Raw genomic sequence first — 24,283 nt, forward strand, 5'->3', positions numbered from 1 at the left:
AACGGACAGGCGACCTCGGAACGATCGCATTCAGGTTCTCAGTTCCGGGTCGGCTCGCGCATCGTCACGAACTCCTCCGCCGCCGTGGGGTGGATGCCGATGGTGCTGTCAAAAATGGCCTTGGTGGCGCCGGCCTTCATGGCCACGGCAAAGCCCTGCACGATCTCGCCGGCTTCGGCGCCGACCATGTGCAGGCCCACCACGCGGTCGCTCGCGGTGTCAACGATGAGCTTCATGAGTGTGCGTTCGCTGCTGCCCGAAAGCGTGTGCTTGAGCGCCTTGAACTCGCTGCGGAAGACAGCGATCTGGCCGTACTTCTCGCGCGCCTGCGCTTCGCTGTAGCCCACGGTGCCGATGTTGGGGTGGGTGAAGACGGCGGTGGGGATGAACTCGTAACTCATCTCGCGCGTTGGCTTGCCCGCTGCAGCGCCGAAGAGCTGATCGACCACCACCATGGCCTCGCCCAGCGCCACCGGCGTGAGCTGCACGCGGTTGGTGACGTCGCCCACGGCGTAAATGCCGGGCACGTTGGTCTGGTAGGTTTCGCTCACGATCACCTCTCCCTGCGCGCCCTGGACCACGCCCACGGTGTCCAGGCCCAGACCCTGCACATTGGGCTTGCGCCCGGTGGCATAGAGCACGGCGTCGGCCAGCACGACGCTGCCACCTTCCAGCTCCACACGCAGGCCTTCGTCGGTTTTCCGGATGTCCACCACGTCGGCGTTCAGCCGCAGGTCCACCCCGGACTTGATCATCTCGGCGGCGACGAAGTGGCGCACCTCGTCGTCAAAACCGCGCAGCACCTGTTCACCCCGGTACAACTGCGTGACCCTCGACCCCAGGCCATTGAAGATGGAGGCGAATTCACAGGCGATGTAGCCGCCCCCCACCACCAGCAGGCGTTTCGGAAACGGCTCCAGATCGAAGATCTCGTTGGACGTGATGACGTGTTCGCGACCCGCGAAGTGCGGCACATGCGGCGTACCGCCGGTGGCGATGAGAACGTTTTTGGCGGTGAAATTCTGGTGGCCGGGGCTGCCGTCGGCGTTGAGCGTGGCCAGGCCCACGCTGTGGTCGCCTTGCAGACGGGCGAAACCGTCGAACACGGTCACGCCAGAACCGCGCAGCAGGTTGCCATAGACCCCGTTCAGGCGGCTGATTTCGGTGGCGCGGTTGGCTTTGAGCGTGCCCCAGTTGAGGATGGGCATGTCGCCCTCCCACCCGTAGCCTTGCGCTTCGTGGGCTGCGTCGGCGTAGTGCGCGGCGTAGCTGTAGAGCTTCTTGGGGATGCAGCCCACGTTGACGCAGGTGCCGCCCAGGCCGTCTTGCCCCAGGGTTTCGGCCAGCGCCACGCGCGCCCCGCGCTGGGCGGCCATGCGGGCGGCGCGCACGCCACCGCTGCCGCCGCCAATGACGAATAGATCGAAGTCGTAAGTGCTCATGCTCGTCCGTTCGGCCAACGGGGTCGTGGCCCATGCTGTGGAGCGGGGCAGTTTACGCGCAGCCCGTCCGGCGTGCAGTTTCGGGGACGTTCTGCCACGTCATGGGTGCGGCTCAGGTCCGCGAACGGACCTCATTGTGCTTGAGGGCGCGGCGCTTGGCCATTTCGCGACCCATGCCGGCGGTGTCGAGGGCGGCAAGCCGCTTTTTCGCTTCCGGGTAGGCGATGGACTCCTCAAGCAGGATGTGGTCCAGGTAGAGCGCTTCAAAAACATCCAGCGCGTGGCGCAGTTCCGCTGTGTCGAACCAGAGGTTGCCGCCGGTGGCGGCCTCCAGCGAGGGGGCGATCTGGATCCAGTTTTCTTCCAGCCAGCCGTGGTCCTGGATCAGGTGTTCGGTGGCCTGCACGATCTCGGCGTCCTGGCTGACCAGCAAGGCCGGGAAGATGTGTTTTTCTTCGTCCAGGTGGTGCTGGCGCGCTTCGCCATTGAAATAGTCGAGCACGCGGCGTGCCCGGGCCCGGTTGGCCTGGTTCAGGCCTTCGTTTTCGATGGCGTCCACCAGCGCATGCAGCAGCTTGATCTGGCTCTGGATTTCCTGATGGGTGTTGTCGAGGAACTCGAAAACGGCGATGGAGACGGGCGCGGCACACATGAGGAACTCCTGTTCACTGGGTTGGGTTCATTATGAAAATGCTGCGCTGCGGCAAGTTGATCTTGCTCAAACAAGAAGCCCGCTGAAGCGGGCTTCCGATGGACATCACACAGCCCAGATTGCATCCGGCGCGCGTGCCCGATCCAAGGATGTCGCGGAACCGGCTTGCCGGGCCGCCAGCATCGCCCCCCTGGGGGTGACGCGAAGCGGCGCGGGGTCAATACGTGTACACGCCCCTGCCCGTTTTCCGGCCCAGCCAGCCGGCAGCGACCATTTCTTTCAGCAGCGGCGCCGGGCGGTACTTGCTGTCGTTGTATTCGGCCATGTAGACGTTCATCACCGCCAGGCACACATCCAGGCCGATCATGTCGGCCAGCGCCAGCGGGCCGATGGGCTGGTTGGTGCCCAGCTTCATGCCGGCGTCGATGTCTTCCGGCGTCGCCAGACCTTCGGCGAGTACGAAGAAAGCCTCGTTGATCATGGGCACCAGGATGCGGTTGACCACGAAGCCGGGCGCGTTTTTCACCGTGATCGGCGTCTTGCCCAGGGCTTCGGCCATGGCTTTCACGGCGTCGTGCGTGGCGTCGCTGGTCTGCAGGCCGCGGATGATCTCCACCAGCGCCATCATGGGCACGGGGTTGAAGAAATGCATGCCGATGAAGCGGTCGGGGCGCTGCGTGGCGGCGGCCAGCTTGGTGATGCTGATGGAGCTGGTGTTGGTGGCCACGATCACCTCGGGTGCCAGCAGGCCGTCGAGCTGCTGCAGGATCTTGACCTTGAGGCCTTCGTTTTCGGTGGCGGCTTCGATGACGAGTTGCGCGCCCTTGAGGTCGTCGTAGTTCGTGCTGCCCTGGATCAGGCCGAGCGCCTTGGCTTTGTCGTCGGCGCTGATCTTTTCCTTCTTGATCAGGCGGTCGAGGCTGCCCGCGATGGTGGCCAGGCCCTTGTCGATCGCGGTCTGCGCGATGTCGACCATCACCACGCGGATGCCGCTGGTGGCGCAGGCCTGGGCGATCCCGTTGCCCATGGTGCCCGAGCCGATGATGCCCACGGTTTGAATGCTGCTCATAGGGGAAATGCTCCTGAAAAAAGACAAAGAACCATTGTCGGGGACGTGCACCGGCCCCGACCTCGGCCGCGTCGCGCAGGCGTCGGGACTAGGCTGGCACGCCTAGCGGTGCTGCCAGCGCTGTGCTAACTTGCCTGCGGATTGTCGCGCACCCCGTTGCGTGGCGATGACCTCCACACCAACGTGACCGGCAGGGGCTTCACAAGCGATCCCCGTGCCAGACAACGGAGACCTTATGTTCGACTACATCGTCGTCGGCGGTGGTTCGGCGGGCTGCGTGCTCGCCGGGCGCCTGAGCGAAGACCCGGCCGTGCGCGTGGCCTTGCTGGAAGCTGGCCCACCCGACCGCAGCGTGCTGATCCATTGCCCGGCGGGCCTGGCCGTGATGGCGAAATACGAACTCAACGGCTGGGGCTATGCCACGGTGCCGCAACCCGGTCTGAACGGCCGGCGCGGTTACCAGCCTCGCGGCAAGGTGCTCGGGGGTTCCAGCTCGATCAACGCCATGATCTACACCCGGGGCCACCCGCAGGACTACGACGGCTGGGCGGCCCAGGGCAACCCGGGGTGGTCGTTTGCCGATGTGTTGCCCTATTTCAAGCGCGCTGAGCACAATCAGCGCGGGGCCGACGCCCTGCACGGCCAGGGTGGACCGCTGAACGTGATGGACCTGCGGTCGCCGAATCCCTTTCTGCCATCGTTCATCGAAGCCGGCCAGCAGGCGGGTTACCCGCTCAACACCGATTTCAATGGCCCCGAACAGGAGGGCATCGGCAGCTACCAGGTCACGCACAAGAATGGCGAGCGTTTCAGTGCCGCCAAGGCCTACCTCACGCCCCACCTGGGACGCTCCAACCTGAAGGTGATCACGCATGCGCTGACCACGCGGGTGCTCACCGAAACCGTGGGTGGCCAGGCGCGCGCGCAGGGCGTGGAATACCGCCCCGACGGCGGGCGTGGCCCGCTGCAGACGCTCACGCTCAATCCGGGCGGCGAGGTGCTGCTGAGCGCGGGCGCGTTCGGGTCACCTCAGCTGCTGATGCTCTCCGGCATCGGCCCGGCGGCGCAGCTGGCTGAACACGGCATCGGCGTGGTGCACAACCTGCCCGGCGTGGGCGAGAACCTGCACGACCACCCGGACGTGGTGATGGTGGTGAACGCGCCAAAACTGACCGATCTGTTCGGCCTGTCCCTGGCCGGTGTGGCGAAGATGGTCCGGGGCCTGTTCGAATGGCGGCGCAGCCGCAGCGGCTTGCTGACCACCAACTTTGCCGAGGCGGGTGGCTTCATCAAGAGCGCGCCGGAGGAGTCGATTCCCGATCTGCAACTGCATTTCGTGGTGGGCAAGCTGGTGGACCATGGCCGCAAGACGGTGCTGGGTCACGGCTATTCGTGCCACGTGTGCCTGCTGCGCCCGAAGAGCCGGGGCACGCTGCGTCTGGCCAGCGCCGATCCGCAGGTGATGCCGCTGATCGATCCGGCCTTCCTGCAGGACCCGGACGACGCGGCCCGGCTGGTGCGGGGTTTCAAGGTGATGCGCGAGCTGATGCAGCAGCCGGCGCTGGCGCGCCATGGGGGGGCGGAGTCCAAAGCCTCGGCGCATGCCCGGAGCGATGCGCAGATCGAGCAGTTCGTGCGGTTCCATGCCGACACGATCTACCACCCGGTCGGCACCTGCCGCATGGGGCCGGACGCGATGGCGGTGGTGGACGCCCGCCTGCGGGTGCACGGCGTGGCGGGGTTGCGCGTGGTGGACGCGTCGGTCATGCCGAGCGTGGTGGGCGGCAACACCAATGCCCCGGTGATCATGATGGCCGAGAAGGCCGTCGATATGATCCGGGAGGACCACTCTGCCGAAAGCGCCACACCATGATTCTTGAACACGCCGACATCCGCATCGACCCCGCCCGCACTGCCGAATTTGAAGAAGCCATCCTGCGCGGCGCCAGCACCGTCATCGCCCAGGCCAGAGGCTTCAACGGCTTCAAGGTCAACCGCAGCATTGAAAGCCCGGGCCGCTACATCCTGACGATCTACTGGGACACGCTGGAAGACCACACTGTGGGTTTTCGCCAGTCGCCTGCGTTCGCTGAATGGCGCACCATCGTCGGCCCGTTCTTCCTGCTGCCGCCGGTGGTCGAACACCTGGAGCTTGTCGGAAAGAGTTGACCGACAACGCGTCCGGTGGCGCGTGACTGAACGCCAGGATGCGGTGGAACCGGCTTTGCCGGGCCACTCGCATCGCCCCCTGGGGGGTGACGCCGCGGGCGGCGCGGGGGGAGCCTACTTCTTGCGCATCAGCGTGGACTTGCCGAACAGGCTCTCGATCAGGTCCACGGCCAGTTCGGCGGTGCGGTTGCGCACGTCGAGGGCGGGGTTGAGTTCCATCACGTCCATCGAGGCCAGGCGCCCGGTGTCGGCGATCATTTCCATGCAGAGCTGGGCCTCGCGGTAGGTCGGGCCGCCGGGCACGGTGGTACCCACGCCCGGCGCGATCTCGGGGTCGAGAAAATCGACGTCGAAGCTCACGTGCAGGTGCGTGTTGTGATCCATGCCCATGAGCGCCTGCTCCAGGGTGTGGCGCATGCCCATCTCGTCGATGTAGCGCATGTCGAACACCTCCAGCCCGGCTTCGTGCACGAAGCGCTTCTCACCGGCGTCCACGCTGCGGATGCCGATCTGGCGCACCACGTCGGCGGCGATGGCCGGTGTCTGTCCGCCGATGCCGGTGAGTTCGGCGGGACCGTGGCCGCACAGCACCGCCACCGGCATGCCGTGGATGTTGCCGCTGGGTGTGAGTTCGGCGGTGTTGAAATCGGCGTGGGCGTCGAGCCAGAGCACGCGCAGCTTCTTTCCGCTTTCACGGCAGTGGCGCGCCACCGCGCTGATGGAGCCGATGCCCAGGCAGTGGTCGCCACCGAGCACGATGGGCAGGTGGCCCCGGGTGAGTTCGGCGTGCACCGCCTCGTGCAGGGTCTGGTTCCAGGCCACCACGGCCGCCAAGTGCCGGTAGCCGTCGACCGGGGGCAGCCAGGGGTTGGCCGGACCGGCAAGGTTGCCGCGGTCCGTGACCCGCAGGCCATGGTTTTCGAGCATGGCCGCAAGACCCGCCACGCGCAGAGCTTCCGGTCCCATGGAGGCGCCGCGGGCGCCCGCGCCGATGTCGGTGGGTACACCGATGAGGCTGATGTGGTGGTGCATGGCGCGATTGTGCCGCCAACACGCCGGCCCCAGCGTGCGCAGGGGCGCTGTGCCTCTGCGTGCGTCAGCGCATCGAGGACACGTAGGCCACGACCGCGCGCAGGTCGGCGTCGCTCATGTGCACGGTGTTGGCGGTCATGAGCGGGTTGACGCGAGTGCCGATGCTGCCGCGGTAGTTTTGCAGGGTCTGGGTGAGGTAGACCGTCTGCTGTCCGGCCACGCGGGCGAAGGACTCGCTGCCGTGGCCCTGTTCACCGTGGCAGCGCCAGCAGATCTTGTCGTAGTACTGCTTGCCCTTGGCCACCAGCGCCGCATCTTTCACCGGCTGGGGTTTGACGGGCTGGCGCGCGTAGTACACCGCCACGCCCAGCCGTTCGTCCACCGGCATGGCCTTGATCAGCCGCTCCATGAATTCGAAACGGCGGCTGCCATCGGCGAACTGGCGCACCTGGGTCAGCAGGTAGGTCGGGTTCTGGCCGGCCAGGTTGGGCACCTCGCTGCTGACGCTGTTGCCACCGTCACCGTGGCAGTTGGCACAGAACAGGGAGACTTTCTGTCCCATGCGGGCATAGGCTTCCAGCTGCTGTGGGTCCTGCAGGATCACTTTCAGGCGCTCTTCGGGGGTGCCGGTGGGCGGGGTGCCCGCACCGGTCTGGGCCGCCGCCGCGCCACAGACCAAGGCGAAAACCATGCCCAAGGCGGCATGAAGGAATGGAGTGGTGTTCATCTCTTGGATGATGCTATCCACCCCATGATGGGGCACTTGACCCCGGTCAAGCAAGCCGCGGAAAGCGGCGCAGGTTCACATGTTGCGCCGGTACTGGCCACCGACCTCGAACAGGGCGTGGGTGATCTGGCCCAGTGAGCACACGCGCACCGCGCCCATCAGCACCTCGAACACATTCTTGTTCTCGATCACGGCCTGCTTCAGGCGTGCCAGCTGGACCGGTGCTTCGGCCGCGTGACGGTCGTGGAAGTCGAGCAGGCGCTGCAGCTGCGACTGTTTTTCCTCGTCGGTCGAGCGCGCCAGTTCGATGGTCTCGGGCGTCTGGTCACCGTGCGGGTTGCGGAAGGTGTTGACGCCGATGATGGGGTACTCGCCGGTGTGCTTGAGCATCTCGTAGTGCATGCTCTCTTCCTGGATCTTGCTGCGCTGGTAGCCGGTCTCCATCGCACCCAGCACGCCACCCCGTTCGGCGATCTTCTCGAACTCGCTCAGCACGGCTTCTTCGACCAGCTCGGTCAGCTCTTCGATGATGAAGGCGCCCTGGTTGGGGTTTTCGTTCTTGGCCAGACCCCACTCGCGGTTGATGATGAGCTGGATCGCCATCGCCCGGCGCACCGATTCTTCGGTCGGTGTGGTGATGGCTTCGTCGAACGCGTTGGTGTGCAGGCTGTTGCAGTTGTCGTAGATGGCGATCAGCGCCTGCAGCGTGGTGCGGATGTCGTTGAACTGGATTTCCTGCGCGTGCAGGCTGCGCCCGCTGGTCTGCACGTGGTACTTCAGTTTCTGGCTGCGCTCGTTGGCGCCGTAGCGCTCTTTCATCGCCACCGCCCAGATGCGGCGCGCCACGCGGCCGAGCACCGTGTACTCCGGGTCCATGCCATTGCTGAAGAAGAAGCTCAGGTTGGGCGCGAAGTCGTCGATGTGCATGCCACGCGCCAGGTAGGCTTCGACGAACGTGAAACCGTTGCTGAGCGTGAACGCGAGCTGGCTGAGCGGGTTGGCACCGGCTTCGGCGATGTGGTAACCCGAGATCGACACCGAGTAGAAGTTGCGCACGTCGTGGTGCACGAAGTACTCGGCGATGTCGCCCATCACCTTCAATGAGAACTCGGTCGAGAAGATGCAGGTGTTCTGCCCCTGGTCTTCTTTCAGGATGTCGGCCTGCACCGTGCCGCGCACGTTGGCCAGCGTCCAGGCGCGGATCTTCTGGGTCTCGTCGTCGGTCGGATCGCGGCCGTTGTCGGTGCGGAACTTGTGCAGGCTCTGGTCGATGGCGGTGTTCATGAACATCGCCAGGATGCTCGGCGCCGGGCCGTTGATGGTCATGGAGACCGAGGTCGCCGGGTGGCAGAGGTCGAAGCCGCCGTAGAGCACCTTCATGTCGTCCAGCGTGGCGATGGAGACGCCTGAGTTGCCGACCTTGCCGTAGATGTCCGGGCGCGGATCGGGGTCGTTGCCGTACAGCGTGACCGAGTCGAAGGCGGTGGACAGGCGCTTGGCGGGCAGGCCTTCGGACAAGAGCTTGAAGCGGCGGTTGGTGCGGAACGCGTCACCTTCGCCGGCGAACATGCGGGTCGGGTCTTCCCCTTCGCGCTTGAAGGCGAAAGTGCCGGCGGTGAAGGGGAAGCTGCCCGGCACGTTGTCGAGCATCAGCCATTGGAGGATTTCGCCGTGGTCCTCGTACTGCGGCAGGGCCACCTTGCGGATGGTGGTGCCCGAGAGCGATTTCGTGGTGAGCGCGGTGCGGATTTCCTTGTCGCGGATCTTCACCACGTACTCATCGCCCGCATACGCCTTCTGCATGTCGGGCCACTGCGTGAGCAACTTGCGAGCAGCCGGATCCTGCTGCAGCTCGCGCGCCTGGGCGAGGTCGATGGCGGCTTCCGAGGCTTTCGGGCGGTTGGGTTTGTCGACCGCCAGCATCTCGGCGGCGGCACGCAACTGCTGGATTTCCCGCGCCAGTTTCGCCTGCGCGCGGGCCTTCTTCTTGTAGCTGCGCACCGTGTCGCTGATCTCGGCCAGGTAGCGTGTGCGCGCCGGCGGCACGATGGGGGTCTGGTTGGTGCTGTGGCGCACGGTGACCCGTGGCAGGTGGCCGTCCGTCAGCGGCAGGCCGAGTTCGGTCAGGCGCACCTTGAGCGCCTGGTAGAGCGCGGTCACGCCGTCGTCGTTGAAGCGCGCGGCCATGGTGCCGAACACCGGCATCTGGTCGGGCATCACGGTGAAGGCCTCGCGGTTGCGCTGGACCTGCTTGGCCACGTCGCGCAACGCGTCGGCCGCGCCCTTGCGGTCGAACTTGTTGATCGCCACGAACTCGGCGAAGTCGAGCATGTCGATCTTCTCCAACTGGCTGGCGGCGCCGAATTCGGGCGTCATCACGTACATCGGGATGTCCACGTGCGGCACGATGGCCGCGTCGCCCTGGCCGATGCCCGAGGTCTCGACCACGATCAGGTCGAAGCCCGCCACCTTGCAGGCCGCCACCACGTCGGGCAGGGCGGCGCTGATCTCGCTGCTGTTGTCGCGCGTGGCCAGGCTGCGCATGTAGACGCGCTGACCGTTGCTCCAGGGCGCGATCGCATTCATGCGGATGCGGTCGCCCAGCAGGGCGCCACCGCTCTTGCGGCGCGAGGGGTCGATGGAGATCAGGGCAATGCGCAGCGCGTCGTCCTGGTCGAGCCGGAAGCGGCGGATCAGCTCATCGGTCAGGCTGGACTTGCCGGCGCCGCCGGTGCCGGTGATGCCCAGCACCGGGGTCTTGTGGCTGACCGCTGCCTGGCGCACCGCGGCCAGCAGCTTCCCGTCTGACTTGCCGTTCTCTATGGCGGTGATCAGCTGCGCCAGCGCACGCCAGTTCATTTCGGTGTGCCCCTGGATGGCCTCGATGGCCTTGGGTGCATGGCCGCTGATGTCCTGGTCGCAACGCATCACCATCTCGCCGATCATGCCGGCCAGGCCCATGCGCTGGCCGTCTTCCGGGCTGTAGATGCGGCCCACACCATAGTTGTGCAACTCACGGATTTCGGCCGGCACGATCACGCCGCCGCCGCCGCCGAACACCTGGATGTGCTCACCGCCGCGTTGCTTGAGCAGGTCCACCATGTACTTGAAGTACTCCACGTGGCCACCCTGGTAGGAGCTGATGGCGATGCCCTGCACGTCTTCCTGCAAGGCCGCAGTGACCACGTCGTCGACCGAGCGGTTGTGGCCCAGGTGGATCACCTCGGCGCCCATGCCCTGCAGGATGCGGCGCATGATGTTGATGGCGGCGTCGTGGCCATCGAACAGGCTGGCTGCGGTGACGAAGCGCACCTTGTTGGTGGGGCGGTAGCTGGCCAGGGCCTTGAAATCGGCGGACAGGTCGGTCATGGTCTTGTCTCTCTCGGGCGGGTCTAGGGCCTGTTCACACTATTTTTCCAACCCATTCCCTTCGGGTTGCGGCCAAAAAGGCCATGCGCGGCGTTGCGAAGCCTTGCCGGGGGGGCGACCCCGGCTGCGTTTCGCGCCTTGCGCATGGCCTTTTTGATCCGCAACGCATCTTGGAAAAATAGTGTGAACAGGCCCTGGTGGGTCGTTATTCGATGCGCAGACCCTTGAGGGCCGGGTCTTCGGGCGGAAAGCGCAGGTTCAGCGCCTTGAGCGTGTCGCGCACCAGGGTGGCGATCATCAGGTTGCGGTGTGTCTTGGAGTTGGCGGGCACCACGGTCCAGGGCGCCCAGGGCGTGCTGGTGGCCCCCAGCAGGTCTTCGTAGGCGCGCTGGTAGTCGGGCCATTGCTTGCGCACGTCCAGATCACCGAGGCTGAATTTCCAGTGTTTGTCCGGGTCGTCCACACGCTCCTGCAGGCGCTCGCGCTGCTCGTCGAACCCGATGTGCAGCATGCACTTGAGGATCACCGTGCCGGTCTCGGCCAGCAGGCGCTCGAAGTCGTTGATGTGGGCGTAGCGCTGGCGCGTCTGCTCGGGCGTGATCCAGCCGTTGACCACCGGCACGAGCACGTCTTCGTAGTGGCTGCGGTTGAAGACCGTGATGTGCCCGGCGGCCGGCACCTGCTGGTGGATGCGCCACAGGTAGTCGTGCGCGCGCTCAGGCTCGGTGGGCGCTTTCCAGCCCACGGTGTGCACGCCCAGCGGGCTGGTCTGGCTGAACACGCCGCGCACGGTGCCGTCCTTGCCCGAGGTGTCCGTGCCCTGCAGGACCACCAGCAGCTTGTGGCGGCCGTCGGCGTAAAAGAGGTTTTGCAACCGGTCGATTTCCTGGGCCAGAGACAGCAGCACGGCCTGGTCGGCGTTTTTGTTGCCGACGGAAAAGGGTTTGGCGCCCGGGTTGAACGAGGCCAGAGAGGGGCCCTTGCCGTTCTTCCCGTTTTTGCCATTGCTGGCCGGCTCGATCTGCCAGGCTTGCCAGAGGCTGCCCCTGGCGGCTCGGACAGCCGTGGCCGGGAAGGGCAGTGAAACGTCGCTCGGATTGGGCATGTTGTCTCCGGGAGTTGGGCTGGCAGGGTGCATCAGTGACGACCCGACGTCAACCCGTTTGGATTGACGTTTACGTAAACGTAATGTTAACCCGTTTCCCAAAAAACATGGAGCGCCGAAGCGCTCCATGTTCAAAGGGGACATCCGATCCTGCGCGCGGAAGGCCCTATTTGTAGAGCACTTCTGGCAACCACATGCCGATGGCAGGGAACAGGTAGAGCAACACGATGGCCAGCACCTGGATGCCCATGAAGGGCAGCATGCCGGCGAAGATCTGGTTCAGCGTCACATGCTTCGGCGCCACACCCTTCAGGTAGAACGCGCTCATGGCGACCGGCGGGCTGAGGAACGCAGTCTGCAGGTTCAGCGCCACCAGCAGGCCGAAGAACAGCGGGTCGACACCGAAGTTGTCCAGCAGCGGGATGAAGATGGGCATGAAGATCACGATGATCTCGGTCCACTCCAGCGGCCAGCCGAGGATGAAGATGATGACCTGGCTGAGGATCAGGAACTCGGTCTTGCTCAGGTTCATGCCGAGCACCCATTGTTCCACCAGCGCCTGCCCGCCGAGCAGCGCGAACGCCGCCGAAAAGATGGCCGAACCGACGAACAGCCAGCAGACCATGGCGCTGGTCTTGGCGGTGAGGAACACGCTTTCCTTCACCACGTTGAAGGTGAGTTGCCGGTAGGCCGCGGCCAGCAGGAAGCCGCCGAGCGCGCCCACTGCTGCCGCCTCGGTGGGCGTGGCCAGGCCAAACACGATCGAACCCAGCACCGACGTGATGAGAACCAGCAGCGGGAAGAAACTGGAGAGCAGCATCTTGAAGACTTCGAGCCGCGCGTAGCTCAGGATGCCGTAGAAGACCGCGAGCGCCAGCGCGCCCACGCCCAGACCGATCCAGTAGCCTTGCGAGGCGGGCTGGGTGGTGGCCGCCGGCTCGGTGCCCGCCGCTGCCGGTGTGGCGGGGACGGCGCCCGGAGGCAGGGCCAGGTTGTCGGCAGGTGGTTCGGTGGTGTCTGCCTCGGCGCCTGGGGGCAGGGCCACGGCATCGCTGTCGGCGCCAGGTGGCTCGGCCAGGTCGCCTTCGGCGGAGGGTGGCTCGCTCAGGCCCTCTTCTTCGACGGGGGGTTCGGCCAGGCCGCCCGCATCGTCGCCCGATGCTTCAGGGGCTGCGCCTGCGCCCATGGGCTGCAGCTCTTCGTAGGTCTCCACCGCCACCACCCGCGTGGCGCTCTGGTAGCTGAGCACGGCCACGGCGGCGAACAGCAGGGCGGGCAGCATCACGATGCCCAGCTGGCGCAGCATGTAGCCAGCGGGCACGCCGTGGTTGTTGGCGCCCTTCAGACCGTTCAGCAGTCCCCCGAGGGCCCAGGCATTGCCCGTGGCACCCATGCGCATGAGTGGCTCGGGAATCGGTACCCTGCGCTGCTCTGCGCTCAAGGGTGGCGCCCAGGCCGGCTTGACCTTGGCGATGATGATCACGTACAGGATGTACAGGCCCGCGAGCATGAGACCGGGGAAGAAGGCACCAGCGTAGAGCTTGACCACCGACACGCCCGCGGTGGCACCGTAGACGATGAGCAGCACCGAGGGCGGGATCAGGATACCCAGGCAGCCGCCTGCGGTGATGGAGCCGGCCGTCAGCCGCACATCGTAGCCGGCGCGCAGCATCTGCGGCATGGCCAGCAGGCCCATGAGCGTGACCACCGCACCCACGATGCCGGTGGCGGTGGCGAAGATGGCGCAGGTCACGAGCGTGGCCACGGCCAGCGAGCCGGGCACGCGCGCCAGCGACAGGTGCAGGCTGTGGAACAGCTTTTCGATCAGGTTGGCGCGCTCGACCAGGTAACCCATGAAGACGAACAGCGGGATCGAGATCAGCACGTCGTTGCTCATCACCGAGAAAGCGCGCTGCACCATCAGGTCCAGCGTCTGCTGGATCGCTCCCGCGGAGGTCTGGTCGCCTGAGTGGTAAGCGAAAAACGCGAACAGCATGCCCATGCCCATGAGCGTGAACGCGGTGGGAAAGCCGAGCATGATGGCCACGACCACCAGTGACAGCATGAGCAGGCCGTAGTGGCCGTTGGTCATGGTCGGTGCGCTGATCACCATGGCCAGCACGCCCGCCAGGATCAGGCCCATCAGCCCGAAGCCGAACCAGAGCTCTTTGCGGATCTTCATGGCTGGCCGCCTTTCTGGGCGACCACCAACTGGTCGAGACTTTCGATGTCGCTGTCTTTCACATGGACCATCTCCTTGAGCTTGTCCACATCGACTTCTTCCACGTCCTCCTCCCGCGTGGGCCAGGCGCCCGTTTTCAGGCAGATCAGGCAGCGCAGGATCTCCACCAGCCCCTGCAGCAGCAGCAGGGCACCCGCCACGGGCACGACGAACTTGAAGGGATAGATCGGCAACGGGTCGGCGTTGAAGGTCTGTTCGCGGATCGCCAGCGAGTCGTTGGCGAAAGTCCAGCCGGCCCAGGTCAGCGCCACGATGCCGGGCAGGAAGAACACGATGTACAGCGCCAGGTCGATGGACGCCTGGGTGCGTGGCTCGAAGAATCCGTAGAGCACATCGCCGCGCACATGGCCGTTCTTGGCCAGGGTGTAGGCGCCAGCGGTCATGAAGAGCAGGCCGTACAGCATGATCTGCGCGTCCAGCACCCAGGCGTGTGGCGTGTTGAGCACGTAACGCGAAAACACCTCCCAGCTGATCAGCAGGGTCAACCCCACCACCGCCCAGGCGCAGAGCTTGCCGAACCATGTCGAGGCGCGATCCACCGCCCAGAGAAATTGTTGCATCGTGAGTCCCGTCTGAAACAGAAAGGGGCGCCGGTGGCGCCCCTGTGTGCAAGCGAAGGATCAGCCTTTCTTGGCGCCCTTGCCGAAGTAGTGGTTGTAGGCCATCTTGAAGTCGACCGTGTAGTCGTTCTGCCATTGGCCGGCACGCTGCGCAAAGGCGCGCTGGCTGTCGAGCACCTTCTTGAACATGGCGTTCTCGCCACCCTTCTTGGCCATGATCTTGTCCCAGGCCGTGAGCTGCGCGCGCAGGATGGCGTCGGGTGTCTTGTAGAACTTCACGCCCTTTTTCTTCAGATCAATGTAGTCTTCCGAATTGCGCTGGATGGCTTTCCAGCTCATGTCGGCGCTGGCCGCCTGAACCGCGTAATCGACGATGGCCTTGAGCTCGGCGGGCAGGGCCTTGAGCTTGGCGGAGTTGAACAAGATCTCGAACTGCTCGCCACTCTGGTGGAAGCTCTGCAGCATGCAGTTCTTGCTCACATCGGGGAAGCCCAGCAGGTTGTCGGAGCTGGCGTTGTTGAACTCGGCGCCGTCGATCAGGCCACGGTCCAGTGCGGGCACGATCTCGCCACCGGGAAGGGGGTTCACCGCTGCGCCCATGTCGGTGTACATGTCCACCGCCAGACCCACGGTGCGGAACTTCACGCCTTTGAGGTCTTCTGCCTTGGCGATCGGCTTCTTGAACCAGCCGAAGGGCTGGGTCGGCATCGGGCCGTAGAGGTAGGAGGTGACGTCCAGGTTCAGGCTCTTGTAAATCTCGTCCAGCAGGGCCTTGCCGCCGCCATAGTTGTGCCAGGCCAGCAGCATGTTGGGGTCCATGCCGAAGGATGGGCCGGAACCCCAAAGGGCCAGCGCCGAGTTCTTGCCGTAGTGGTAAGCCACCACGCCGTGACCACCGTCCAGCGTGCCCTTGGCCACGGCTTCGAGCAACTGGAACGCGGGCACCACGGCACCCGCCGGGAGTACCTCAATCTTGAGCTTGCCACCCGCCATGTCGTTGACCTTCTTGGCGAAGTCGGCGGCGTATTCATGGAAGATGTCTTTCGAGGGCCAGGTGCTCTGAAACCGCAGGCTGGTCGTTTGCGCGGTCGCGATCATCGGGACCGACATGGCGCCCGCAGCGACGGCCGCACCTTTAAGCATGTTGCGGCGCGAACGGACGGGTTTTTTCTCGCTCATCGTATGTCTCCAGTGGATTTGAAAAGGCGTTTCATGATGCGTGGTACCCCACCGGGTAGTGACAGGGTTTTCACCAACGGCTGTCATCCATGCGACGCAAAGAACTTGTTTTCAGAGGGGTTTCTGATTTCGGGTAAGCGTGGTTCCGGATTCATGTCAACGCAAAAAAGCACGACCTGGCCGGCACGGATTCCGCCCTCACTACAATACCTGTTGGGGTATGCGTGGGGCGTTCCGGTGACAGAGCCCTGGGCGCAAACCCCGCTTTTCACAGGAGCCGACATGACCACCGTCCACGATCCCGAACGCAAACGCGCCCTGGTGCTCCGACTCAAGCGCGTTGAGGGACAGCTGCGCGGCATCCAGAAGCTGCTCGAATCCGATGCCGACTGCGAGAAGGTTGCGCAGCAGCTGGCGGCGGCGCGCAAGGCGCTGGACAAGACCTTTTTCACCATGGTCGGCTGTGTCATTGCCCAGGGTGACCTGCCGGCGGACGACGTCGCCGATATGCTGGCGCGTTTTTCCTGACCTTGCAGGGGCAGCGCCCCAGGAGCTTCACCATGAAACCGATCCAGCTGTTTGACCCCGCTTCCAGCACTTTCACCTATGTGCTGTTTGATCAGTTGACGCGCGACGCGCTCATCATCGACCCGGTGGACGACCAGATCGAGCGCGACCTGGCCATCCTGCGCGAGTACGGCCTGAAGCTGGTCTGGACCGTGGAAACCCACGCCCACGCCGACCACATCACCAGTGCCGGCCAGCTGGCCGAACTCGCCGGTGCCCGCACGGCCGCCCCGCAGGGCTGCGGCATCGGCACCGCGGGCATCCAGCTGCAGCACGGCGACACGCTGCCGTTTGGCGGGGAGACTTTGCAGGCCCTGCACACCCCGGGTCACACGGCCGGCAGCATGAGCTATGTCTGGCGCGACCACGTCTTCACCGGCGACACCCTGCTCATCAATGGTTGCGGTCGCACCGACTTCCAGTCCGGCAGCGCGAGCGAGCTGTACCGCAGCCTGACCGAGGTGCTGTTTGCCTTGCCCGATGCCACCACCGTCTGGCCCGGTCACGACTACCAGGGCCGCACGCATTCCACGATCGGTCAGGAAAAGAACAGCAATGCCCGCGTGGCGGGCAAGAGCGAGGCCGAGTTCGTCGCGATCATGGAATCGTTGCAGTTGCCCAAGCCGCGGCGCATCGACGAGGCCGTGCCGGCCAACCTCAGCTCGGGCCTGCGCCACGATGTTGATGGCGCCTGGCTGTTGCATCCGCGCCCGGTGGCGGCAGCGCACGAGGGCACCTATGCGGGCGATGTCTCGCCCCAGCTGGCATGGCGGTGGGTGCAGGCGGGTGAGGCGGTGCTGGTGGATGTGCGCAGCGACGCCGAGCGCGAATGGGTCGGTTTCGTGCCGGGCGCGGTGCCGGTGGCCTGGAAGCAGTGGCCCGGCATGGCCATGAATCCGGAGTTTGACGAGCGCATCCGGCAGGCAGCTTCTGAGGGACAGAAGCTGGTACTGCTGTGCCGCAGCGGCGTGCGTTCGATCGCGGCGGCCAAGCGCGCGACCGAACTGGGCCTGGAGGCCTACAACATCCTGGAAGGCTTCGAGGGTGATCCGGATGCCCACGCCCACCGGGGGCTCAAAGGCGGTTGGCGTCACCACGGCCTGCCCTGGCGGCAGAACTGACACCGTGCGCTGCAAGGCCCCTGTACGGGCGTGACGGTGGTCTGAACATGCCGCTTGTCGGTCCGGTTACATCAAACTTGAGAAAAAAGTGTAACAAGACCTGTCAATCCTGACAGGGGGTGTGCGGGCTGTCACGCATTTCTTTTTTCAATGGGATTTCCTTGTCTGACAGGAGATCTCCATGGAAATGCTCGAACTCACCCGCAGCAAAACGGCCGTCAATCCGGCTTTTGCGGCCCACCTCTGCGATCGCATCGAACGCGACTTCATTCAGCGCTGGAACCACCAATGGGGCGGCCGATCACTGGTGCACGGACGCGACCCGGGGTCGGATGCGGTCCGGCTGAACGGCAACGACTACCTCAGCGTGACGGGACACCCGGCCATCGTCAGCGCGCAAATGGCGACGATCCGCCAGGATGGGGACTTCGTCATTCAGTCCGGGTCGTTCCTGCTGGAGAGCCACCCCGTGCGCACGTTCGAAAAGAAGATGGCTGCATGGATCGGCAAGGACGACGGGGTGCTGTGCCAGTCGGGTTATGCGGCCAACGTGGGCCTGCTCCAGTGCATCGCCGACGAGCAGACGCCGGTCTATATCGACATGCTGGCGCACACCTCCCTGTGGGAAGGCGCACGGCGGGCCGGTGCACCAACCCATCCGTTCCGGCACAACGATGTGGATCACCTGCGCCGCCTGATCGGCCAACATGGCGGGGGTCTCGTGGTGGTGGATTCGGTCTACAGCACCACCGGGTCCGTGGCGCCTTTGACGGACCTGGTGGACCTGGCCGAAGCGGGCGGCTGCATGATCCTGGTGGACGAGTCGCACTCGCTCGGCACCCACGGACCCGGAGGCGCCGGCCTGTGTGTCGAACTCGGGCTCTCCAGCCGGGTGCACTTCATCACGGCCAGCCTGGCCAAGGCCTTTGCCGGGCGCGCGGGTTACTTCAACATCCCGACAGGCCTGCGCAACTACATCCTGAGCACCAGCCACCACAACATCTTCAGTTCGTGTCTGCTGCCGCACGAGGTGGCCGCGCTCAACGCCACCCTGGATGTCATCAAGGGGTGCCACGCCGAGCGTGAGCGCCTGCACCGCCACTCGCTCAGGATGCGCCAGGACTTCATCGACCAGGGGTTTCCGGTGCACCACGGCACCGAGCAGATCATCGCGCTGGAGGCGGGGCCCGAGCCGGACACGCTGGTCTTGCGGGACCTGCTGGAAGAGCGGGGCATCTTTGGTGCGGTCTTCTGCGCACCGGCCACGGCGCGCAACCGGTCCCTCGTCCGACTGACCTTGAGCGCGGCGCTGACCGATGCCGAAATGGACCATGTCGCCGGGGTGGCGCGCGAGATCGCGCCGCTGGTCAAGCCCTGGGACTGGCCGGTCGCGCGGCGATCCCGTGGCGCAGCCACTCAGGCGTCCTGAATCTTGCGCGTACCCTGGACATCCAGAAAGTTGCGGTACGGGTAGATGGGCTGCGGCAGGTCGGCTTCTGCCAGCTTGAAGCTGGCCGCCATGAGCAGTCCATCGTCGCCCACATCGAAGGATCGCGCGGTGCGGATGGGACCGTGCAGGCCCAGTTGCTGGTGCAGCTCCACCGCGGGCAGCAGCTGCCCCGCAGCGACGGCACGCGCCACGTCAAAACCGAGACCGGCGGAGGTGGCCAGTTCCGCCAGATCGGGCAGACCGTTGCTCGGTTCCAGTTGCAGCCATTCGCACCGGCCCGACGCATCCAGGCCGAGCAGACCGAACGGTTCGCCCAGGACCACGTATTCGATCCAGTGCTTCAGGGCATGGGCCTGGAGCGTGCGCGCGACCGAAGGGACCTGCAGCAGCGATTGTTGTGAGGGCTGGAGGACGGCGCGCCAGAGGGTGTTGAGCCGGGGGTGGGGGGCGTGGGTCAGTTTCGCCAGTGCCGTCAGCAACCGACCGGTGATGTCGGCAGCCTGCTTGGGAATGAACTGGTCGATGAGGCCGCTGTTGAACGCCTGGATGGCGACCTGCTCGTCGGCCTGCCCGGTGAGCAGCACGCGTGCGCCTGGCCAGTCCAGCAGGGTGGTGAGCACTTTCAGGCCATCGGTGCCGGGCATGGCGTAGTCCACCACGCAGACCTGAGCGAGCTGGTAGCGGTCCGTGCTGCCGGCCCAGTAACGCAGCACCTGGGGAATGAGGGACTGTCCCCGGCGCCAGCGTTCGATCATCTGCAGGTGCATGCCGGCGTCGGCCTCCCAGCGCGCGGGTTCATCGCGCATGCGCTCGGCAAAACCCGAAGGGCGGCTGAACAGTTCGACTTGCAGGTGGCTGGGCAAGACCATGCCCAGCATCTCCAGGTAGTCGAGATCGTCGTCGAGAAACAGCAGGCTGCCCGAACGGTGGTAGAGAGGGAGCTTGAGGGCCATGTCGTTTGTCCGGAAGGTGGGGAGCGCTCAGGCGGCGGGGGTGACGTGCAGGGGCAGATCGATCACGAAGACCGCACCCTCGCCGGGTTCGGAATGCACGCTGATCTGTCCTTTGACGGTCTCCACCACGTTCTTGCAGAAGGTCAGGCCCAGGCCACTGCCCACGCCCGTCTGGGTGGAAAAAAAAGGCTCGAAGATGAGCTGCTGGTGTTCGTGGGGAATGCCCAGGCCTTTGTCGGCCACCGCCAGCCGGCCTTTGCCGCGGTATACGCCCACCGTGATGCGCAGATCACCGGGGCCTGAAGCATGGCTGGACGCGGCCAGCGAATGCAGGGCGTTCTTGATCAGGTTGCCCAGCATTTGTGAGAACAGGGCCCGGGAGCCCATGAAGCAGAAATCCTGCTGGATAAACACGTCAACACAATCCCGTTCGCGCGAAGAACGGTAGGGATGGTTGGCCACCACCTCCTGCACCAGCTCCGCCGCATGGACGGAAGACTTTTCATGGGGCAGGCGCAGCAGCTGGGCGTTGGAGATCTGGGTGTCGATCTGGCGGTTCATGCTGCGCACCAGGTTTTGCAGCCGGGTCGCCAGGTCTTCAATCTTCTTTCGCTTGTGGTCGGGCATGTCGTGCTGGGCCTGGTTGCGCAGCACGTCGCCCAGCAGGTCCACCGTGGCCAGCGGCGTGCGCAGTTCGTGCGCCATCACCGCCATCGTGCTCAAGGTGTTGATCAGGCGGGTCCGGCGCAGGTTGGCACTGGAGAATCCCAGCAGGAAGGCCGTACCCCAGGCGAAACCGAGCACGAAGTGGTTTTCCAGCGGAATGTTGAGCCCCGGGAGTTCCGGCGTTCGTTGCCCCATGTACGCCAGCCAGCTGATCAGGATGCCGGCCGTGCTACCCAGGGTGGCCAGTCGCCAGTCGGTCATGTGGTAGTAGATGAGAAACATGGCGCTGACGCTGGCGAGCCAGACCGGATTGCCCCCATTCATCCAGTACATCCAGAAAAAGAAAACCGGCATGACCAGCCAGCAGACGATGGAATACAGCCAGGCACCCCGGTAAGAGCTGTTGTCTCGCGAGAGCAGGGGCAAGAACAGGAGTGCCCCCGAACAGGCCGCAACGATTCTCAGGAACAGGCTCTCATAGGGTTGCGGCACGACAACCTTCCAGATGCCGTAAAAAAGCAGATTGCCAAAAAATACCGAGAAACCTGCCCATCGAAGCCGGGTGGTCGATGGGTGCAAAATAGGCTCCATGGGCGCATGCACGAGCTCGCCCAGCAGCCAGTGCCAAATCCAGGCTTTGGCGCTGTGAACCCGCAAACGATCCAACGACAACATGTTCTCCTTGCACCATCCGCATGACCTCCCTCGCCGAGTGCGGGAGCGGTGTGCTTCGATTGTCCATGGTGTGAAGGGGGCGCGAGCATGACCCTGCCTGTCAACTTTGACAGTGTGAGCGTGGATGCGATCCTCGCGGACTGGGTCTGTGCCATCGGCGATCAGGGTGTGGACGCGGTGGTGGTGCTGGGTCCGAACCCCCTGGGCGGGCGGGACGACCGCCAGGTGCTGGCGGTGCATCCGCCCCGCATGCTGGCGCAGGCGCAGGCGCTGGCCGAGAGTAGTGATTTTGGTGCCGGCTGGCGCGACAGCGATGCGCCCCTGGTGGCCTGGCAAGACATTTCCAAATCGGCTTACGCCGAACAGGCCGGCCGCTGGCGCCGTCTGTGGCTGGCCCATGGCCACCGCACGCTGGTGCGCGTGGCGTTCAGCCTGCCGGCCGGGAGAGCGTTCGAATGTTTCATGTTCAGCCCGCGGGCCTTTGCCGGGCGGCCCGAGGCCGCCGAGCTGGCGTGGTCGGCCTTCAACATCTGGCCCATGCTCCGACGCGCCATCGCCGAACAGCGGCTGAGCCTGAGCCCGCGCGAGCAGGAAAGCCTGAACCTGGCTTTCGAAGGACTGACCGCGCGCGAAACCGCGCTGCGCATGGACTGCTCCGAGCGCACGGTGAACTACCACCTGGCCAATGCCATGGCCAAACTGCAGACCGACAACAAGCTCGCCGCCGTGCAGCGGGCCTGCTGGATCGGCCTGATCTGAATCCCTTTCGCGCCGGATCTATGGCCCATGGTGCGATGCCGCAAAAGCGGTGTCCGCGCGTGGTCATAATGCGCGCATGACTTTTTTGGCCCTGGATGTTGGGAACACCCGCCTGAAATGGGCGTTGTACGACGCTCCCTGCGTGGGTGCCCGTTTGCTGGCGCATGGCGCCCAGTTTCTGGAGAACATTGAAAAACTGGCCGATGGCGACTGGTGCGATCTGCCGGCACCGCGCTGGGTGGTCGGCTGCATCGTGGCCGGCGACGCGGTCAAGCAGCGCGTGCAGGAGCAGCTCGAGCTGTGGGATGTGAGTCCACAGTGGGTGATTTCCAGCAGCGAGGAAGCTGGACTGGTCAATGGCTACGACCACCCGGCGCGGCTCGGCTCCGACCGCTGGGTCGCCATGATCGGCGCGCGCCAGCGCCTGCTCTCGCAAGGGCCGGCGCGGCCGTGCGTGGTGGTGATGGTGGGCACCGCCGTGACCGTGGAGGCCATCGACACCGAGGGCCGGTTTCTCGGCGGCATCATCCTGCCGGGCCACGGCATCATGCTGCGCGCACTGGAGTCCGGCACGGCCGGCCTGCACGTGCCCACCGGCGAAGTGCGTGACTTTCCCACCAACACCAGCGACGCGCTCACCAGCGGCGGCACCTTTGCCATCGCGGGCGCGGTGCAGCGCATGGTGGAGAACCTGCAGCGCCACTGCGGCGAACCCCCCGTGGCCTACATGACTGGTGGCGCCGGCTGGAAAATGGCGCCCAGCATGTCCATCCCCTTCGAGCTGGTCGACAGCCTGATCTTTGACGGCTTGCTGGAAGTGGCCGACAAAAGGCTGGGGTAACCCCCGCGCCGCGGGGGGTTAGTCAGTCCCTCCCCATGGGAGCATCAGCGTGAGCGCGAGCAGTTTCGCGAACTCGGGTTCGAAGGCGTCGATGATGCGTTGCGGGTCGGGGCAGAGCGTGGTGTCGGCGATCACGCCAAACTGCACGCCACCGCCATAGCTCAGGATCGACACCCCGAGGCCCACGGTGCCCGTCTGCGGCACCCAGAACATGGTCTGCTCCAGCGTCGCGCCACACAGTTGCAGCTTGGTTGCCGGGCCGGGCACGTTGGTCATCACCGCGGTGGTCTTGCGGCCGAACAGCGCGAGCAGCGCGTCCTGCGCCGGTTTGATCAGCAGGCCCGCCACCGACAGCAGGCCAAACGTCAGCAGTGGTTGCAGGCTGCCCTTGAGCGCGTTCATCCGTGCGCGAACCGCAAACAGCCGCTCGACGGGGTTGTCCATGCCGATCGGCAGGACCAGCGGCACCAGACCGAAGCGGTTGCCCAGCTGCCAGGCGTCTTCCTGGCTGCGCAGGTTGATCGGTACCATCGCCCGGATTTCCTGACCCGCGGTGTTGTCGCCGTGGCCGCGCAGATACGCGCCGATGGCCCCGGCCACGCAGCTCAGCAGCACATCGTTGACCGAGCAGTTCAGCGCCTTGCCGATGGCCTTGACCTCGTCCAGCGGGATCGGCTGGCACCAGGCCACCCGCTTGGCGCGGCCTGGCTGGCCTTTGATCCGGGTGGGCGAGTCGTCGGGCATCAGCGCCAGCGCCGCCAGATCGCTGGCGAGCTGGCCACCCATGCGCGCCAGGTCCACCGCCTGGTCCAGGGTGTCGCTGAGGCTTTGCTGTGGCGAGGCCAGCATCGACAACGACTTGGCCGCACTGCCACCGGCCACCCCCAGCGCCTTCGCCGTGAGATCGCCCAGCGGCCGGATCAGGGTTTCAGCCACCCAGTCGCCAGCCGCATCCAGGCCCTCCGCGGCGGGCTTGCTGCGGGAGCGCCTGGGGGGCAGGCCACCGCCGTCGACCAGGCTCATCATCACGCTGATCAGCGCGATGCCATCGGCAATGCAGTGGTGGATGCGGGCGATCAGCGCTGAGCCGCCTTCGTAGGACTCGATCAGCTCGAACTGCCACAGCGGGTGCTCGTGGTCCAGCGGCTGCATGGTCAGTTCGGCTACGCGCTCTTGCAGGCGGTCCTGTTCGCTCTGTCCGCTCCGATGGGGCAGCGTGCGGGTGAGCACATGGCGTTCGAGCCGGAAGTCGGGGTCGTCGAGCCAGTGGGCACCCGCGGCGTCCTGGCGGGCGATCTGCACAAAGCGGCGGTAGGGCAGCATGCGTTCGCGCACGCGTTCGCTCAGCGCGGCCAAGGTGATGCCCGGCCGCAGGATCCACACGCCCACGATCATCATCAGATTGGAAGGCGAATCCATGCGCAGCCAGGCCGTGTCGACCTTGCTCATGCGCTCGCCTTCGAGCCCCAGGGCGCTGGCCAGCGTCGGCGTGGCCTTCGGCGGTGCCGGTGTGGTCCGGGGCTGGTCCGCAGCGGCGGCGGTGGGGGAGGCCTTGCGTTTGACGCGCTGGACCATGTCATCTCCTCGGATCCCGGGCCTTTGGTGCTCCTCGCGGGCGCGTTGGCGGGGCTTGTTGTGGGTGGAAACGTCTATTCTGACGGCAGACCGGAACGTAAGATACCGGGCCTGCCCTGAGGTCAATGAC

At 65.4% G+C, this 24,283-nt stretch carries 20 protein-coding genes and 1 pseudogene; 8 read left to right on the top strand and 13 right to left on the bottom strand.

The genetic code is table 11. The features are described 5' to 3' along the window. Positions 1–38: 38 nt before the first annotated feature. The 3 genes from gorA to AC23D4_RS17710 all read right to left on the bottom strand — a co-directional run bounded on the left by gorA (position 39) and on the right by AC23D4_RS17710 (position 3,163). The gene (gene gorA / locus AC23D4_RS17700; RefSeq protein WP_472886884.1) at positions 39–1,442 is read right to left on the bottom strand and encodes a glutathione-disulfide reductase; all 1,404 of its coding nucleotides are present in this window, start codon (positions 1,440–1,442) and stop codon (positions 39–41) included. 112 nt (positions 1,443–1,554) lie between these two features. Then, positions 1,555–2,094: a hemerythrin domain-containing protein gene (locus tag AC23D4_RS17705; RefSeq protein ID WP_472886885.1), complete on the bottom strand. Its 540-nt coding sequence runs from the start codon at positions 2,092–2,094 to the stop codon at positions 1,555–1,557. Between the two features lie 217 nt (positions 2,095–2,311). Continuing rightward, positions 2,312–3,163, bottom strand: a complete 852-nt coding sequence (locus AC23D4_RS17710) for a 3-hydroxybutyryl-CoA dehydrogenase (protein WP_472886886.1) — start codon at positions 3,161–3,163, stop codon at positions 2,312–2,314. Between the two features lie 235 nt (positions 3,164–3,398). Between AC23D4_RS17710 and AC23D4_RS17715 the strand changes: the two genes are divergently transcribed. Beyond that, positions 3,399–5,036, top strand: a complete 1,638-nt coding sequence (locus AC23D4_RS17715) for a GMC family oxidoreductase (RefSeq protein ID WP_472886887.1) — start codon at positions 3,399–3,401, stop codon at positions 5,034–5,036. Continuing rightward, positions 5,033–5,332, top strand: a complete 300-nt coding sequence (locus AC23D4_RS17720; protein ID WP_472886888.1) for an antibiotic biosynthesis monooxygenase family protein — start codon at positions 5,033–5,035, stop codon at positions 5,330–5,332. Before AC23D4_RS17715 ends, AC23D4_RS17720 begins: the two co-directional genes overlap by 4 nt. A 114-nt stretch (positions 5,333–5,446) precedes the next feature. Here AC23D4_RS17720 and rocF read toward each other — a convergent pair whose 3' ends face one another. The 7 genes from rocF to AC23D4_RS17755 all read right to left on the bottom strand — a co-directional run bounded on the left by rocF (position 5,447) and on the right by AC23D4_RS17755 (position 15,546). Then, entirely contained in the window at positions 5,447–6,364 is a 918-nt protein-coding gene (gene rocF, locus AC23D4_RS17725; protein WP_472886889.1) for an arginase, read from the bottom strand. Between the two features lie 64 nt (positions 6,365–6,428). Continuing rightward, on the bottom strand, positions 6,429–7,091 hold the full coding sequence (locus tag AC23D4_RS17730) for a c-type cytochrome (protein ID WP_472886890.1): 663 nt from the start codon (positions 7,089–7,091) through the stop codon (positions 6,429–6,431). Between the two features lie 75 nt (positions 7,092–7,166). After that, positions 7,167–10,460 (bottom strand): fused isobutyryl-CoA mutase/GTPase IcmF, encoded by a 3,294-nt coding sequence (gene icmF, locus AC23D4_RS17735; protein WP_472886891.1) that lies wholly within the window; start codon positions 10,458–10,460, stop codon positions 7,167–7,169. A gap of 205 nt (positions 10,461–10,665) precedes the next feature. Beyond that, positions 10,666–11,565, bottom strand: coding sequence for a PPK2 family polyphosphate kinase (locus AC23D4_RS17740; protein WP_472886892.1), 900 nt, complete (start codon positions 11,563–11,565; stop codon positions 10,666–10,668). Between the two features lie 166 nt (positions 11,566–11,731). Next, positions 11,732–13,747 carry a TRAP transporter large permease gene (locus AC23D4_RS17745; RefSeq protein ID WP_472886893.1) on the bottom strand — a complete coding sequence of 672 codons (2,016 nt, stop codon included), beginning with the start codon at positions 13,745–13,747 and terminating at the stop codon, positions 11,732–11,734. Continuing rightward, complete coding sequence (locus AC23D4_RS17750) at positions 13,744–14,367, bottom strand: TRAP transporter small permease subunit (RefSeq protein ID WP_472886894.1); 624 nt, start codon at positions 14,365–14,367, stop codon at positions 13,744–13,746. The genes AC23D4_RS17745 and AC23D4_RS17750 overlap by 4 nt, the downstream gene beginning before the upstream one ends. A 60-nt stretch (positions 14,368–14,427) precedes the next feature. Further along, positions 14,428–15,546: a TRAP transporter substrate-binding protein gene (locus AC23D4_RS17755; RefSeq protein ID WP_472886895.1), complete on the bottom strand. Its 1,119-nt coding sequence runs from the start codon at positions 15,544–15,546 to the stop codon at positions 14,428–14,430. 282 nt (positions 15,547–15,828) lie between these two features. On the opposite strand from AC23D4_RS17755, the gene AC23D4_RS17760 reads away from it, so the two are divergent. From AC23D4_RS17760 to cqsA, 4 genes and pseudogenes are all read left to right on the top strand, one after another. Continuing rightward, on the top strand, positions 15,829–16,074 hold the full coding sequence (locus tag AC23D4_RS17760) for a metal-sensitive transcriptional regulator (protein ID WP_305724998.1): 246 nt from the start codon (positions 15,829–15,831) through the stop codon (positions 16,072–16,074). 32 nt (positions 16,075–16,106) lie between these two features. After that, positions 16,107–16,559: pseudogene (locus AC23D4_RS17765) on the top strand (MBL fold metallo-hydrolase); the annotation flags it as partial. A gap of 267 nt (positions 16,560–16,826) precedes the next feature. Beyond that, positions 16,827–17,234 (top strand): rhodanese-like domain-containing protein, encoded by a 408-nt coding sequence (locus tag AC23D4_RS17770; protein WP_472887110.1) that lies wholly within the window; start codon positions 16,827–16,829, stop codon positions 17,232–17,234. A 181-nt stretch (positions 17,235–17,415) separates the two neighbouring features. Next, on the top strand, positions 17,416–18,663 hold the full coding sequence (gene cqsA / locus AC23D4_RS17775) for an alpha-hydroxyketone-type quorum-sensing autoinducer synthase (RefSeq protein ID WP_472886896.1): 1,248 nt from the start codon (positions 17,416–17,418) through the stop codon (positions 18,661–18,663). On the opposite strand, the gene AC23D4_RS17780 is transcribed toward cqsA, so the two are convergent. Next, positions 18,651–19,637 (bottom strand): response regulator, encoded by a 987-nt coding sequence (locus tag AC23D4_RS17780; RefSeq protein WP_472886897.1) that lies wholly within the window; start codon positions 19,635–19,637, stop codon positions 18,651–18,653. The genes cqsA and AC23D4_RS17780 overlap by 13 nt on opposite strands. Before the next feature lie 27 nt (positions 19,638–19,664). Continuing rightward, positions 19,665–20,795, bottom strand: a complete 1,131-nt coding sequence (locus AC23D4_RS17785; RefSeq protein WP_472886898.1) for a sensor histidine kinase — start codon at positions 20,793–20,795, stop codon at positions 19,665–19,667. Positions 20,796–21,065: 270 nt separating this feature from the next. Here AC23D4_RS17785 and AC23D4_RS17790 point away from each other — a divergent pair, with 270 nt between their 5' ends. Beyond that, a complete protein-coding gene (locus tag AC23D4_RS17790; RefSeq protein WP_472886899.1) occupies positions 21,066–21,737 on the top strand; it encodes a helix-turn-helix transcriptional regulator in 672 nt (223 codons plus the stop codon). A 76-nt stretch (positions 21,738–21,813) separates the two neighbouring features. Continuing rightward, positions 21,814–22,578 carry a type III pantothenate kinase gene (locus AC23D4_RS17795; protein WP_472886900.1) on the top strand — a complete coding sequence of 255 codons (765 nt, stop codon included), beginning with the start codon at positions 21,814–21,816 and terminating at the stop codon, positions 22,576–22,578. 18 nt (positions 22,579–22,596) lie between these two features. Here the strand turns inward: AC23D4_RS17795 and AC23D4_RS17800 are convergent, their stop codons facing one another. Then, complete coding sequence (locus AC23D4_RS17800) at positions 22,597–24,153, bottom strand: wax ester/triacylglycerol synthase family O-acyltransferase (RefSeq protein WP_472886901.1); 1,557 nt, start codon at positions 24,151–24,153, stop codon at positions 22,597–22,599. Positions 24,154–24,283: the final 130 nt, after the last annotated feature.

It is taken from the genome of Hydrogenophaga sp. L76 (assembly GCF_057654755.1).